Annotated in this window: 14 protein-coding genes; 11 read left to right on the forward strand and 3 right to left on the reverse strand. The window is 64.3% G+C overall.

The genetic code is table 11. The features are described 5' to 3' along the window. Positions 1-333 precede the first annotated feature (333 nt). From AC1DYD_RS36730 to AC1DYD_RS36750, 5 genes are all read left to right on the forward strand, one after another. Positions 334-642, forward strand: a complete 309-nt coding sequence (locus AC1DYD_RS36730) for a hypothetical protein (RefSeq protein ID WP_478177663.1) — start codon at positions 334-336, stop codon at positions 640-642. Between the two features lie 20 nt (positions 643-662). After that, entirely contained in the window at positions 663-2,147 is a 1,485-nt protein-coding gene (locus AC1DYD_RS36735) for a pyocin knob domain-containing protein (RefSeq protein WP_478177664.1), read from the forward strand. Between the two features lie 23 nt (positions 2,148-2,170). Then, a complete protein-coding gene (locus AC1DYD_RS36740; protein WP_478177665.1) occupies positions 2,171-2,605 on the forward strand; it encodes a hypothetical protein in 435 nt (144 codons plus the stop codon). A gap of 173 nt (positions 2,606-2,778) precedes the next feature. Next, positions 2,779-2,949 carry a Com family DNA-binding transcriptional regulator gene (locus tag AC1DYD_RS36745; RefSeq protein ID WP_478177691.1) on the forward strand — a complete coding sequence of 57 codons (171 nt, stop codon included), beginning with the start codon at positions 2,779-2,781 and terminating at the stop codon, positions 2,947-2,949. Then, entirely contained in the window at positions 2,897-3,688 is a 792-nt protein-coding gene (locus tag AC1DYD_RS36750) for a DNA adenine methylase (protein WP_478177666.1), read from the forward strand. The genes AC1DYD_RS36745 and AC1DYD_RS36750 overlap by 53 nt, the downstream gene beginning before the upstream one ends. Positions 3,689-3,784: 96 nt before the next feature. Here the strand turns inward: AC1DYD_RS36750 and AC1DYD_RS36755 are convergent, their stop codons facing one another. The 3 genes from AC1DYD_RS36755 to AC1DYD_RS36765 form a co-directional block, all read right to left on the reverse strand. Continuing rightward, entirely contained in the window at positions 3,785-4,561 is a 777-nt protein-coding gene (locus AC1DYD_RS36755) for a DUF4145 domain-containing protein (RefSeq protein ID WP_478177667.1), read from the reverse strand. A gap of 517 nt (positions 4,562-5,078) precedes the next feature. Further along, positions 5,079-5,546 carry a hypothetical protein gene (locus AC1DYD_RS36760; RefSeq protein WP_478177668.1) on the reverse strand — a complete coding sequence of 156 codons (468 nt, stop codon included), beginning with the start codon at positions 5,544-5,546 and terminating at the stop codon, positions 5,079-5,081. An 85-nt stretch (positions 5,547-5,631) separates the two neighbouring features. Next, positions 5,632-5,985 carry a hypothetical protein gene (locus AC1DYD_RS36765; RefSeq protein WP_478177669.1) on the reverse strand — a complete coding sequence of 118 codons (354 nt, stop codon included), beginning with the start codon at positions 5,983-5,985 and terminating at the stop codon, positions 5,632-5,634. Positions 5,986-6,537: 552 nt separating this feature from the next. On the opposite strand from AC1DYD_RS36765, the gene AC1DYD_RS36770 reads away from it, so the two are divergent. The 6 genes from AC1DYD_RS36770 (at position 6,538) to AC1DYD_RS36795 (ending at position 14,313) form a co-directional block, all read left to right on the forward strand. After that, the gene (locus tag AC1DYD_RS36770) at positions 6,538-7,215 is read left to right on the forward strand and encodes a TetR/AcrR family transcriptional regulator (RefSeq protein WP_478177670.1); all 678 of its coding nucleotides are present in this window, start codon (positions 6,538-6,540) and stop codon (positions 7,213-7,215) included. 63 nt (positions 7,216-7,278) lie between these two features. Continuing rightward, on the forward strand, positions 7,279-9,075 hold the full coding sequence (locus AC1DYD_RS36775) for an acyl-CoA dehydrogenase C-terminal domain-containing protein (protein ID WP_478177671.1): 1,797 nt from the start codon (positions 7,279-7,281) through the stop codon (positions 9,073-9,075). A gap of 5 nt (positions 9,076-9,080) precedes the next feature. Next, the gene (locus AC1DYD_RS36780) at positions 9,081-9,515 is read left to right on the forward strand and encodes a DUF2147 domain-containing protein (RefSeq protein WP_478177672.1); all 435 of its coding nucleotides are present in this window, start codon (positions 9,081-9,083) and stop codon (positions 9,513-9,515) included. Positions 9,516-9,636: 121 nt separating this feature from the next. Beyond that, positions 9,637-12,036, forward strand: coding sequence for a 3-hydroxyacyl-CoA dehydrogenase/enoyl-CoA hydratase family protein (locus tag AC1DYD_RS36785; protein ID WP_478177673.1), 2,400 nt, complete (start codon positions 9,637-9,639; stop codon positions 12,034-12,036). Positions 12,037-12,153: 117 nt separating this feature from the next. Continuing rightward, on the forward strand, positions 12,154-13,350 hold the full coding sequence (locus AC1DYD_RS36790; RefSeq protein WP_478177674.1) for an acetyl-CoA C-acyltransferase: 1,197 nt from the start codon (positions 12,154-12,156) through the stop codon (positions 13,348-13,350). Between the two features lie 60 nt (positions 13,351-13,410). Then, positions 13,411-14,313, forward strand: coding sequence for an alpha/beta hydrolase family protein (locus AC1DYD_RS36795; RefSeq protein ID WP_478177675.1), 903 nt, complete (start codon positions 13,411-13,413; stop codon positions 14,311-14,313). Positions 14,314-14,323: the final 10 nt, after the last annotated feature.

Genomic DNA, 14,323 nt, shown 5'->3' on the forward strand with positions numbered 1-14,323 from the left:
GCGAGCAGGAGCGCAAAGAGGCCAACGCGCCGCGCGAGCAGGAGCGCAAAGAGGCCAACGCGCCGCCCGCAGACCTCGCCTGATCAACCGCACGAAGGGACAAGGCGCTACGGGCTTCGCCCTTCGCGCCTTCTTCGATCGAGCGGCCGGGGCATCAAAAGAGAAGCAAGAAAGGAGGCAAGACGCTAGAGTTATGCACAGTCGGCATCCACGATGCCGGCTTCCATCCCCGGGTCAAAGTTCAAACGGCAGGGTGGGTCAAAGTTCAACCGGCGCCGACAATCCAGGCCGTCACCTGGACCGCGTAGGCATCAAACCTGAAGGAGATTTCCCTTGAACAACATCATCGGCTTGGAGAAGCCCATCGAAGACGAAGGCACGGGGGCGACGCTGGCCTATCACGTGGTGCACGTGTACCAGGTCGACGTGATCGCCAAGACCACCGCCGCCACCTTGGCGAGCTGGATCTCGCGCGATCACTTCACGGCCGGCAAGCGCAACGTGAGCCACGTGTCGGTGCAGGTGCCCACGGCGCCCGTGGGCGACCCGGTGCAGTGGATCTACCAGGCGCTGCTGGCGGCCAGCATCGAGGGCAACGTGCTGGCCGGCTCGACGCCTGTGATCGAAGGAGGTGCGCAATGAGCTGGTATCGCACAGGCACGGTGGCCGTCACGAACGGCAAGGACGCAGTCACCGGCACCGGCACGAGCTGGGTCGACAACACCGAGGTGGGCGAGAGCTTCCTGGGCCCGGATGCACGCGTGTACGAGATCCTGGCGCGCAACTCCGACACGAGCCTCAAGATCGCGCCCGCGTACCTGGGTGCCACGGCAGCCGGGCAGGCCTACGCGATCCTGCCCACGCAGAGCTACCTCCGCGACCTGGCCGCCCAGGCCGCAAATCTGATCAACACCTACGCCGACATCAAGGCGGCCTCGGCTGCCTCTGGGGCCGGCAAGTTCCAGGATGGCACGGTCGCGGCGCCAGGCGTCTCGTTCGTGGCCGATCCCGACACGGGGCTGCGGCGCACCGGGGCCAATGCGCTGGCGCTGGTGACGGGTGGCGTCGATCGGCTGACGGTCAGCTCGACAGGGGCGATCGGCGGCGTCACGAAGGCCCACGTCGGGCTCGACAAGGCCGACAACACGGCCGACTCGGCGAAGCCGGTCAGCACGGCGCAGCAGGCGGCGATCGACGGAAAGATCGGCCACGTGACCAACCCGTCAACGACGGACTGGGACACGGTGCTGACCAATGGCCTTTACTCCTTGTACGTCGGGGACGACAAGGCAGCGGCGGCGCATCTGCCGGTGCTTGCGGGCGGGAGCGTCAGCGCGTCCGCCTACTGGATCATCTCGGTGGTCGGCTCATCGATTCAGTCGGGCGGAATGCTGCAGCGAGCGTTCAACGTTAACAACGGGACGCAGGCGGGGCGCTGTTTTTTGCGGCGCAGATACAGCGGGACGTGGGGGCCCTGGGTAGAGCAGCCCAGACTGTCGGAGGTGAACGGCGCGACGGCTCTGCCGCCAGGCGCCGCGATCGCGACCCACAAGATTTTGACCATCGGCGATGCGGCCAAAACGTTCGATGGGACTGCGACGTCCGTCCATGGTGCCAGCGTCGTGATGCGGATACCTTCCTCGATGTTGGTTGGCTACATGTTTCATGCGCAGCCGACGGTCGGCGATGGTGCGACTGACCAAACGATGAACACGCTCGTCCAGTTTGGAGCCTACCAGCCGCTCCTGCAGCCCAACGCAAAGGTGTCGGTCTACTACGGTCACTATGCGCAGTACATCGATACTCCGGGCGTCAACACGGCCTATGCGTTCTATGGATCGATGGGCAATATCGAGGGCTGTTCGCGCTGGAACTTCTACGCCCACGGCCAAGCTCCCAACTATTTCGCTGGCGACGTGGTCATCGGCAACAACGTGCCCAACGGCGTCGACAAGCTCCGCACCGTTGGCGCAGTCCAGTCATCGGGCCCGGCCAAGCACGGCCAGTACACGCTCACGACGCTGCCGAGCGCGGCCACCTACAACGGCTACCTGATCGACGTGACGAACGCCACGGGCGGCGTGAAGACCTGCCGCAGCGACGGCACCGCTTGGAAGATCCTCAACACCACCACGATGGTCAGCTGACCCTCATCCCCTTGGAGAAACACATGGCAATTGCAGAACGCACCCGCCCCTACGAGACCCTCATCCGTCACAACGCGGACGGCACCATCGGCTCGCATCACAAGCTCATCAATGAGGTGCTGCGCGACGGCGTGGTGATCATGGCCAACGAGTTGGCGCCTGAGCCGGTCGAGGGTGCGGCGCTCGAAGCGGTCCTCGGCCAGGCCACGGTCGCGGCTCTCGCCGAACTCGACGCGACGAGGCACCAGCTCGCGACCGCGCAGGAGGCGCTGAGGGTGCAAGGCGAGCGGGCGCAGGACTTGGACACCAAGCTCGCCAAGGCCGGCGAAGACCTGCAGCGACAGGTTGCGGTGGCCGCCGAGCTGCAGCAGGCACTGACGGCGGCCGGCGCGACCAATGCCCAGCAGGCGGGCCTGATCGCCGAACTGCGCGCGCAGCTGGAGGCCGCGCGAGCGTAGAGAAAGAAAAGGACAGGGCGAATGCCTTCGGTGCGGGAACACCTTGGGCAAACGCCTCCGCCGTGAGTGACCACGGCATCAGCCAAGACCCTGCCACCTGTACAGGCGGGGCAGATCATAGGCGGTGCCGAATGCAAGAAATCAGATGCGGCCACTGCGCGCGCAAGCTCGCGATGGCCGAAGCAACCCGAATCGAGATCAAGTGCCCGCGCTGCGGGACCTTAAACCACTGGAGAGCCGAGAGCCCCACCCCCGCGCGCCATGAGCGCCTTTCACTCGAAAGAACGTCTCATGAGAACCGCTCCGATCATTCCCTGGCTAGGAGGCAAGCGCCGCCTGGCTGATCTGCTGATCAACCGTTTCCCGCCGCACACCTGCTACGTCGAGGTGTTCGCCGGGGGCGCCGCGCTGTACTTCCTGCGCCACCCCGCAGAGGTCGAGGTCATCAACGATGTCAACGGCGACCTGGTCAACCTCTACCGCGTCGTCAAGCACCACCTCGAAGAGTTCGTTCGGCAGTTCAAGTACGCGCTGTCGAGCCGGCAGATCTTCAAGTGGACCCAGGCCACGCCGCCCGAGGTGCTGACCGACGTTCAGCGGGCAGCGAGGTTCTTCTACCTGCAGCAGCAGGCCTTCGGTGGCCGGGTGGAAGGGCAGACCTGGGGCACCGCGACCACGGCCCCGGCGATCAATCTGCTGCGCATCGAAGAAAACCTCTCTGCAGCCCATCTGCGTATGGCGAGCGCCTACATCGAACAGCTCGACTGGGCCGCCTGCCTGGACCGCTACGACCGGCCTCACACGCTGTTCTACATGGACCCGCCGTACTGGGAGACCGAGGGCTACGGCGTTCCCTTCGCGTGGGAGCAGTACGAGCTGATGGCGGTCAAATTGCGCCAGCTCAAGGGCAAGGCGATCGTCAGCCTCAACGACCACCCGGACATCAGGCGGTGCTTCGAGGGGTTCGGGATGGAGAGCCTTGCGATCGACTACACGGTCGGTGGCGGCCAGAACCGGGCCGAGCGGCAGGAGCTGATCATCTACAGCTGGGATCGACAGGCAGAACCCGCTGGATTGTTCTGAAACAGGCGTGACTTATGCCCGCAATGCAATCGTGCCCGACGCCTGCAATGGGCCCATTGCGGCATCCACACAAATTGAGAATGCGGCACCTGCAAGCTATGAGATGATGAAATGCTGGAACTTCTCTTTTGAGCCTGCATATGAGTCCAGCTTTCCAATCGCTAGCGCAGAGTAGGCGCCAGAAGTGATGTTCGAAATTAGTTGAATCTCGTGAGACTTTAGATAGCCGTGAAAGCGGCGGGCATCTCGCCCCAGGATGCGCCCTAGAGGAAGTTCATCCCCTTTCGTGGCCGATGCGATCTTGCTGTTCAGCAAAGTTTCAAACTCGGCATAAGTCTTAATCAATGTTTCTAAGGTACCGTTTGCGTCGTTGTCCAAGATGTAGAGGCCTACGATCAGGTTCTCGATGATTCTCAGCGCAATCAAAAGACTCCTTGTGTCCGAGGCCTGAATCTCATGAGCCGCATCGTTTCCAAGGAAACGAATGGCGTGCAATCGGTCAGCATCGTTGGAAGACACGAGACCGGCTTTGGCCAACTTATCTATTCGCTGTTCAAGCGACCTCCCAGTGACATTTCGCTCGTTGCAGATGGCTTCGATCGTTGCGCGGAGTCCAATGCCGGCCAAGACGTTTGACTGTGCCTTGATCGCCTCCAGGGACTGTCGGTAAATGTCCCCAACTATGCTAGGAATCCGACCGATATCACGGACGGCTTTGTGACCCTTCAACACAGGAGGGTAGATAGTTACGTCCTCGGGAACTTGCCACTCGTCCTCGTCTGTTCGATAGGCCTCTTCGAACCAGCGAACGAGCCTGCGAAAGCTCTTCGTGTTGCATCCTCGACACTCAACGATCTGATAGTGGGTATCCATTCGGTACTCAAATTCACTTTCGACGTGATCTGCTAGAACATCCTGATTGGTATCACGATCACAGGTGCGACACGCAGTGAAGACAACGCTTGATTTGCTCATGAAAAGTGCAACTTAGTTTCTCTTGACGGCCAAAGCAATGTAGACCGCAACGTGCCGAAAGACATATTTGTAGCCAACATTTGGATCGTAGCAATCAAGCTACGATCCTTCCGCTCTTGGCCGGTTGCGGCGCTTGGCCGACTGTAGCCTCAACTTGCCGGCACCGATCCGTGTCTTGTAGTCCCTGGGCAGGGGCGGAACAGTTAACTTGCCGCGCCCGCGTGCGGGGGGGCGACGGAAACGGAGGCGCCCACTAACTTCACTGCCAAAGTCAGCGGGTTTTACTGCCATAGCGCGTGGGAATCACTGCCAAAGCGCGCGGGTCGCCACAGTCGTGAAGTGCGGCAGGCCAGCCCTGGCCCTTGATGTGGCGCGACGCTGGTGGGCGGTCCGCGCCAGCTACGGGTTAGAGGGCTCACCGGGTTTGTTTCACGCGTTCCCATTCGCGCTTCAGTATTGCTTGTGCTAGGGGACAAAGTTCGTTATGTAGCTCTGCGGCCTTTTTCATGTCTCTTTTCTCGCCTCCGGCAGCCCTGCCGCCAAGCGTTTGACTGATAGCCTGGAGCAGTTTCACGAGCCGCTCGTGGTCTTCTTCATTTGGATTGATCATCAGCGTGATCTTGGTTCGTATAAGCGTAAGGCGTTCAAGCTTTTGATCAAATTCCTCCTCTGATTTCTGGGCCCAGTCGCCTGCGTGAACTACTGCGACGATGGCGATGTATTCTGCGATCAGGTCACGAAGCGTGTTGATCCAAGCTTGGCGATTGCCTGAAAGGACGGTGACGCGGCTTTGCTTGAGCGCAGCCCACAGGGAAACAAGTGGTCCCAGTAACACGGCGCATAGAGCCGTAATGGCCGATACGAGTGCTAGGGTCTCGGCCATTGAGTCCTCTAAAGTCGAAGTTGATCCGCAGACCGAGGCTCGCCGAGGGCTGCCGGCTCGAATGACTGGCTCGACGCTTGTGGACTCACTGAGCGGACCTGTTTGAGTTTGGATTCAAGATGACAACACCAAGACCGACAAGCATTGCTACGGCAAAGAGAGTTGCTTCGACCAGGAACAGTGCTTGCAACGATTGCTCCGTTGATGCCGCATTATCATCCGCCAAAAACTTCACTATTTCGTCTTCGGAATAGCCGGCTTTTTTAGCTTCCTCAACCTTGAATCGCCCCAAAATTTCTGGTGAACTGAGTTTTCCTCGAATAAGCTTTGTCGAGGTCGGATTTGCATGCTGAAAGTAAAAGCGTGATCCCACGTGAATCACAAGAAGTGCAGCAAGCAGGAAAAGTAGACCGGCAATGATTTTTCTGCGGATGCCCAAGGTTGACTCCTGCTGGAAGCGCCTAGCGGACAAGATAAGCGGCGGCCGTACGTGCACGTGGAGCGCTAAGAGCACAACGACTGAGAGCCATGCGCGCCGACGAAGCATACGCGTGACGGCCTGCGCACCCGCAAGGCCTGCGAGCCAGCTACGACCGCTTCTGGGCCGATTTTTGACGGTCGATCCAGATCAGCTCGAAGACCTCGCGGCCGACCTATTGGCGCGACCCGGTGCTGCGAGCGATGTCGGGACGGCTGCGGTGCGCTGGCTGGAGCCGGTCCGGTCGACACCCAATCGCGGTCGCCCCGAGTTAACTCGCTGCCAAGCCTAGCGCCATTTGCCAACAGATGCGCAAAAGCGTCCACTAACTTCACTGCCAAAGCAAACGCCATTCACTGCCATAGCGAGTGCAAATCACTGCCAAAGCGCGCGCCACGCAACTACTCCACGCAATTCGAAAGACCCTCCAGGCTTATTGGTCTTTCCACTTTGGGAACCTGGAAATCTCCTGCAAAATAGCACGACCGTTCGTTTTATTCCTCCCGCCCCCCGATGTCCGACACCGCCGCCTCCGCCAAGCCTTCCCGCGCGCCCGCCAAGGGCCAGCAGACCAAGGCCGTCATCATCGACGCGGCGCTCAACCTGGCGGCGCAGATCGGCCTCGAGGGCCTGTCGATCGGTGCGCTGGCCGAGGTCACGCAGATGAGCAAGTCGGGCGTCTTCGCCCACTTCGGCTCGCGCGAGGAGCTGCAGATCTCGGTGGTGCGCGAATACCACCAGCGCTTCGAGCAGGAGGTGTTCTACCCCGCCATGAGCAGCCCGCGCGGCCTGCCGCGGCTGCGCGCGATGTTCGCCAACTGGATGAAGCGCACCTCGGCCGAGATCGACTCGGGCTGCATCTACATCAGCGGCGCGGTCGAGTTCGACGACCGGCCCGGCCCGGTCCGCGACGCCCTGGCCGACTCGGTCAATACCTGGCTGGCCGCGATGTACCGCGCCGTGTTGCAGGCCCAGACCGAGGGCCACCTGCGCGAAGACGCCGACGCCAAGCAGATCGCCTTCGAGGTCCACGCACTGATCCTGGCCCTGCACTACGAGGCCCGCTTCCTGCGCTCGCCCGATTCGCTGGCGCGTGCCAACGCGGGCTTCGACAACATCCTGGCGCGCAGCGCCACCGACCTTGCCCCCGCCACGGGCGCCGCCGCGCGTCGCCTCAAGACCGTGCGCTGAGGCGCGCGGCCTGCCTCTTTCGTTTTCTCTCTCTTCTCTTCTTCTTTTTCCGGAGACCCGCCGATGCCCGCCTACACCCCGCCTCTTCGCGACATGCAGTTCGTGATGCATGAAGTGCTCAACATCACCGAAGAACTCAAGGCGATGCCCAAGCACGCCGAGGTCGATGCCGACACCATCAACGCGATCCTCGAGGAGGGCGGCAAATTCGCCTCCGAGGTGACCTTTCCGCTCAATATCAGCGGCGATGAAGAAGGCTGCGTGCTCGACAAGAGCACGCACGAAGTGAAGACGCCCAAGGGCTTCAAGGATGCCTACGCCAAGTTTGTCGAAGGCGGTTGGGCGGCGCTCTCCTGCGACCCGGCCTACGGCGGCCAGGGCCTGCCCTATGCCGTGAACCAGTGCGTCTACGAGATGCTCAACTCGGCCAACCAGGCCTGGACCATGTACCCGGGCCTGTCGCACGGCGCCTACGAGGCGCTGGCCGCGCACGGCACCGACGCGCAGAAGAAGACCTACCTGCCCAAGCTCACCAGCGGCGAATGGACCGGCACCATGTGCCTGACCGAGCCGCACTGCGGCACCGACCTCGGCCTCTTGCGCACCAAGGCCGAACCGCAAGCCGACGGCAGCTACAAGATCACCGGCAACAAGATCTTCATCTCGGCCGGCGAGCACGACATGACGTCGAACATCATCCACCTGGTGCTGGCCCGCCTGCCGGACGCGCCCAAGGGCAGCAAGGGCATCAGCCTGTTCGTGGTGCCGAAGTTCAACGTCAAGGCCGATGGCTCGCTCGGCAGCCGCAACCCGATCTACTGCGGTGGCCTCGAGCACAAGATGGGCATCCACGGCAACGCCACCGCGCAGATGGTGATCGAAGGCGCGACCGGCACGATGGTCGGCCAGCCCAACAAGGGCCTGGCGGCGATGTTCGTGATGATGAACGCGGCCCGCCTGGGTGTCGGCAACCAGTCGCTGGGCCTGACCGAAGTGGCCTTCCAGAACGCGCTGGCCTATGCCAAGGACCGCACCCAGATGCGCTCGCTGTCGGGCGTGAAGGCCAAGGACAAGGACGCCGACCCGATCATCGTCCACCCCGACGTGCGCAAGATGCTGATGACCGCCAAGGCCTACGCCGAAGGCGGCCGTGCGCTGGCGATCTTCTGCACGCTGCTGCTCGACAAGGAGCACAACCATCCCGACGAGAAGGTGCGCAAGGACGCGGGCGAGGTGGTCGCGCTGTTGACGCCGATCGTCAAGGCCTTCCTGACCGACAACGGCCACACCGCGACCAACGCCTGCATGCAGGTCTTCGGCGGCCACGGCTTCATCAAGGAATGGGGCATGGAGCAGTTCGTGCGCGACAACCGCATCAACATGATCTACGAAGGCACCAACACCATCCAGTCGCTGGACCTGCTGGGCCGCAAGGTGCTGGGCAACAACGGCGCCACCTTGAAGAAGTTCGGCAAGCTGGTGGGCAAGCTGGTCGAGGAAGAGGGCGTCAACGAGAAGATGAGCGAGTTCATCACGCCGGTCGCGGTGCTGGGCGAGCAGCTCACCAAGTTCACGACCGAGATCGGCTTCAAGGGCTTCCAGAACCCCGACGAAGTCGGCGCCGCCGCGGTGGACTACCTGCGTGTCGCCGGCCATTTCGTGTTCGGCTACATGTTCGCGCTGATGGCGCGCACCGCGCTGCGCCAGATCGCGGCCGGCAACACCGATCCGTTCTACGTCGCCAAGCTGCAGACCGCGCGCTTCTACTTTGCGAAGCTGTTCCCCGAGACCGCGACGCTGATGCGCACCGCGCGCGCCGGCAGCGCCCCGCTGATGAACACCGACGCGGCGCTGGCCTGATCGCCATGAAAGCCCTGCTCGCAGCGATCGCCCTGGCGGCCTCGGCCGCCTCGGCCGTGGCCCAGATGAGCCCGGTGGGCGTCTGGCGCAGCATCGACGACAAGACCGGCGAGGCCAAGGCCGAGATCCGCATCGCCGAATCGGGCGGCGCGCTGGCCGGCCGCATCGAGAAGTCGCTGAAGAAGGATGCCAAGCCCGATGCGGTGTGCGAGGAGTGCACCGACGAGCGCAAAGGCAAGTCGATCACGGGGCTGGAGATCATCCGCGGCGGCAAGAAGGCCGAGGGCAAGGAGGTCTGGGAAGGCGGAAAGATCCTCGACCCCGAGAACGGCAAGGAATACCGCGCCAGCTTCACGCCGATCGACGGCGGCAAGAAGCTCGAGGTGCGCGGCTACCTCGGCCCCTTCTGGCGCACACAAACCTGGGCACGTGTGCCGTAGCCCACCCCCGATGCTGCTCACTTCGTGTAGCAGCCTCCCCCTCAAGGGGGCAACACCGGTGGCCCGGCAAAGCCGGTTCCACGGTGTTTCCCGAACAGAATCAGAACTTCGAAGGCAAGTTATGTCCAGATTCCAAGTGAAGAAAGTCGCCGTGCTCGGCGCCGGCGTGATGGGCGCGCAGATCGCGGCCCACCTCGTCAACGTGCGCGTGCCGGTCGTGCTGTTCGATCTTCCCGCCAAGGAAGGCCCGAAGAACGGCATCGTCACGCGTGCCATCGACAACCTCAAGAAGCTCAAGCCCGCGCCGCTGGCCGACGTGGCCGATGCAGGCCTGATCGAGCAGGCCAACTACGAAGACGACCTGGCCAAGCTCGGCGAATGCGACCTCGTGATCGAGGCGATCGCCGAGCGCATGGACTGGAAGCTCGATCTCTACAGGAAGATCGCGCCCCATGTCGCGAAGCACGCGATCCTGGCCTCGAACACCTCGGGCCTGTCGATCACCAAGCTCAGCGAAGCATTGCCCGAGGCGCTCAAGCCGCGCTTCTGCGGCATCCACTTCTTCAACCCGCCGCGCTACATGTTCCTGGTCGAGCTGATCAACACGCCGACCACCGAACCCGAGGTGCTCGACCAGCTCGAGACCTTCGTCACCAGCGCGCTCGGCAAGGGCGTGGTGCGCGCGCACGACACGCCCAACTTCATCGCCAACCGGGTCGGCATCGCCGGCATGCTGGCGACCTTGAAGGAAGTCGAGAAGTTCGGCCTCACGCCCGACGTGGTGGACGACCTCACGGGCAAGAAGCTGGGCCGCGCGAGCTCGGGCACCTTCCGCACTGCCGACGTGGTGGGCCTCGACACGATGGCCCACGTGGTCAGGACGCTGCAGGACAACCTCGACGAGAAGAGCGATCCGTTCTACCCCAACTTCGCGACGCCACCGGTGCTCGCCAAGCTGCTCGAGCTCGGCAACCTGGGCCAGAAGACCAAGGCCGGCTTCTTCAAGAAGGCCGGGCGCGACATCCTGCGCTTCGATCTTGCCAGGGGCGACTACGTGCCTTCGGGCGACAAGGCCGACGAGGTCTATGGCCGCATGCTCAAGAAGCCGGCGTCCGAGCGGCTCAAGCTGCTGCGCGAGAGCGAAGGCGCGCAGGGCCAGTTCCTGTGGGCGATCCTGCGCGACAGCTTCCACTATGCCGCGGTGCATCTGGCGACCATCGCCGAGAGCGCGCGCGACATCGACTTCGCGATGCGCTGGGGCTTCGGCATGAAGCAGGGCCCGTTCGAGCTCTGGCAGGAAGCAGGCTGGAAGCAGGTCGCGACCTGGATCCAGGAAGACATCGATGCCGGCAAGGCGCTGGCTAGCGCGCCGCTGCCGAAGTGGGTGTTCGAAGGCCCGGTGGCCGAAGCCGGCGGCGTGCATACGCCAGCCGGTTCGTGGAGCGCATCGAAGAACAGCTTCGTCGCCGCCCGCAAGCTGCCGGTGCACGAGCGCCAGCTGTTCCCCGAAAGCGTGCTCGGCGCCGACGCGCCTGACGCGAACAAGGCCGGCACCACGATCCAGGACGAGGGCGACGTGCGCCTCTGGACGCTCGACGGCGAGGTGCTGATCGCCAGCATCCACTCGAAGATGCACGCCATCAGCCCGGACGTCGCCGAGGCCCTGGCGGCCGGCGTCGAGTTGGCCGAGCGCGACTACAAGGCGATGGTGATCTGGTCGCCCGACGAGATGTTCTCGGTCGGTGCCGACCTGCAGGCGATGCTGCCGGCCTTCGTGGTCGCGGGCATCGGCGCGGTCGAAGGCGCCGAAGAAGAACTGCAGAAGGTCATGCTGAAGATCCGCTACGCCAGCGTGCCGGTGGTGTCCGCCGTGCGCGGCATGGCGCTCGGCGGCGGCTGCGAGATCGCGGTGCATTCGGCGAAGCGTGTCGCCGCGATGGAAAGCTACATCGGCCTGGTCGAGGTGGGCGTGGGCCTGATCCCGGGCGCCGGCGGCCTGACCTACATCGCGCGCCGCGCGGCCGAGAACGCGGCCGCATCGACCGGCTCCGACCTGCTGCCTTTCCTGACCGAGGGCTTCACCGCCGCGGCCATGGCCAAGGTCGGCGCCAGCGCGCTCGAATCGAAGAAGCTCGGCTACCTGCTCGACAGCGACGTGGTCGTGCCGAACAAGGACGAGCTGTTGTACGTGGCACTGCAGCAGGCCAAGGCCATGGCCGACGCCGGTTGGCGCCCGCCGCTGCGCCGCATGTTCAAGGTCGCGGGCCGCAGCGGCGCCGCGACCATCAAGGGCCAGCTGGTCAACATGCGCGACGGCGGCTTCATCAGCGCCCACGACTTCCACATCGCGAGCCTGATCGCCGAAGTGGTCACCGGCGGCGACATCGATGCCGGCTCGCTGGTGACCGAGGAGTACTTGATGACGCTCGAGCGCAAGGCCTTCTGCTCGCTCATCGTGCATCCCAAGACGCAAGAGCGAATCATGGGCATGCTCTCGACCGGCAAGCCCGTGAGGAATTAGTCCACCCCCGAGCCGGCTCACTGCGTGTAGCCGGACACCCCCTCAAGGGGGCAACACCAGCGGCCCGGCAAAGCCGGTTCCGCGGTGTTCCCCGAACAGAGATTTCAGGAGCTCCTCATGAAACAGATTCAAGATGCCTACATCGTCTCCGCCACCCGCACGCCGATCGGCAAGTCGCACCGCGGCTACTTCCGCAACTACCGTCCCGACGACCTGCTGGCGACCACGCTGAAGGCGGCGCTCGCGGCCGTGCCCGGGCTCGATCCGAAGGCGATCGAGGACATCATCTGCGGCTGCGCGATCCCCGAATCGCAGCAGGGCCTCAACGTGGCGCGCATCGGCGCCGTGCTCGCCGGCCTGCCCAACAGCATCGGCGGCATTACCGTCAATCGCTTCTGCGCCTCCGGCCTGTCGGCGGTGCAGATGGCGGCCGACCGCATCCGCGTCGGCGAGGCCGAGGTCATGATCGCGGCCGGCGTCGAGAGCATGAGCATGGTGCCGATGATGGGCAACTCGCCGTCGCTGTCGCCCTCGATCTTCGAGCGCGAAGGCGACGTCGGCATCGCCTACGGCATGGGCCTCACGGCCGAGAAGGTGGCACAGCAGTGGAAGGTCAGCCGTGAGGCACAAGATGCCTTCGCGCTCGAGTCGCACCGCCGGGCGCTGGCCGCCCAGCAGGCCGGCGAGTTCGCCGACGAGATCACGCCGATCGAAGTCACCGACCGCTCGCCCGACCTCGCCACCGGCGAGTCGAAGGCCAGGAGCCGCGTCGTCAGCCTCGACGAGGGCGCGCGCCCCGACACCACGCTCGAAGGCCTGGCCAAGCTGCGCACCGTGTTCGCGGCGCGCGGCTCGGTCACGGCCGGCAACAGCTCGCAGACCTCCGACGGCGCGGGTGCGCTGATCATCGCCAGCGAGAAGGCCTGCAAGCAGTACGACCTGAAGCCGCTGGCGCGCTTCGTGAGCTTCGCCAGCAAGGGCGTGCCGCCGCACATCATGGGCATCGGTCCGATCGAGGCGATCCCGGCCGCGCTGCGCTATGCCGGCCTGACGCAGGACGCGATCGACTGGTTCGAACTCAATGAAGCCTTCGCCGCGCAGTCGCTGGCGGTGATCAACACCCTGGGGCTCGATCCGGCCAAGGTCAACCCGATGGGCGGCGCGATCGCGCTGGGCCATCCGCTGGGCGCCACCGGCGCGATCCGTTCGGCCACGGTCATCCATGCGCTGCAGCGCAACAAGCTCAAGTACGGCATGGTCACGATGTGCGTGGGCATGGGGCAGGGCGCGGCGGGGATCTTCGAGCGCGTCTGACGCCGCTCGCGCTTGGGGCCGGACGGCGGTCCGGCAGCTTCGAACAACGAGGAGACAAGCATGGAACGAAGAAGTCTGCAGGTCGGCGAGGACACGCTGCTCGCCGTACGTGTCTACCAACCCGAGGCGCCGCCGCGCGCCAGCGTGGTGATCGGTGGCGCCATGGGGGTGCGGCAGGCTTTCTATGAGCCGTTCGCACGCTGGCTGACGCAACAGGGATTGCGGGTCTGGACCTTCGACTATCGCGGCTCCGGGGATTCCCGTCCCGCCGATGCGTCCGATTCGCTGCGCGGCTTCGAGGCCGACCTCTTCGACTGGGCACGGGACTACGAGGCCGTGATCGATGCGGCCAAGGCCGGTGGGCGCGACATTCCGCTCTACCTGCTGGGCCACAGCCTCGGCGCCCAGTTGCCTGGCTTCCTCGAACGTCCGCAGCAGGTCGATGGCCTGCTCAGCATCGCCGCCGGCAGCGGCTATTGGCGCGAGAACGCGCCGCGCCTGAAGCGCAGCGTTCTCTATTTCTGGTTCTTCGTGGTGCCGCTGGCCACGCGCCTCTGGGGCTATTTCCCGGGTCGCAAGCTGCGCAAGGTCGGCGACCTGCCGCGCGGCGTGATCCTGCAATGGCGGCGCTGGTGCCTGAACCCGCGCTACAGCCTCGGCGCCGAGGGCGAGGTCGCCGCGCGAAGCTATGGGCAGGTGCGCTTCCCGGTGCTGGCGCTGTCCTTCGTCGACGACGAACTCATGACGCTGGAAGGCACGCGGAGCCTGCTGAGTTTCTACGCCGGCGCGCCGCGCGCAGTGCAGCGCATCGCGCCGGCCGACGTGCAGGCGCGGCGGATCGGGCACTTCGGCCTGTTCCGGGAGCAGTTCAGCCACAGCCTGTGGCCGCGGGTGGCCGACAGCCTGCACGAGCTGGCGGCGCTGACGGCACCGGGCAGGAGCGTCCCGCACACGACTGCGTGACCCCATCCCA

The organism is Variovorax sp. P4_B11 (assembly GCF_056402355.1).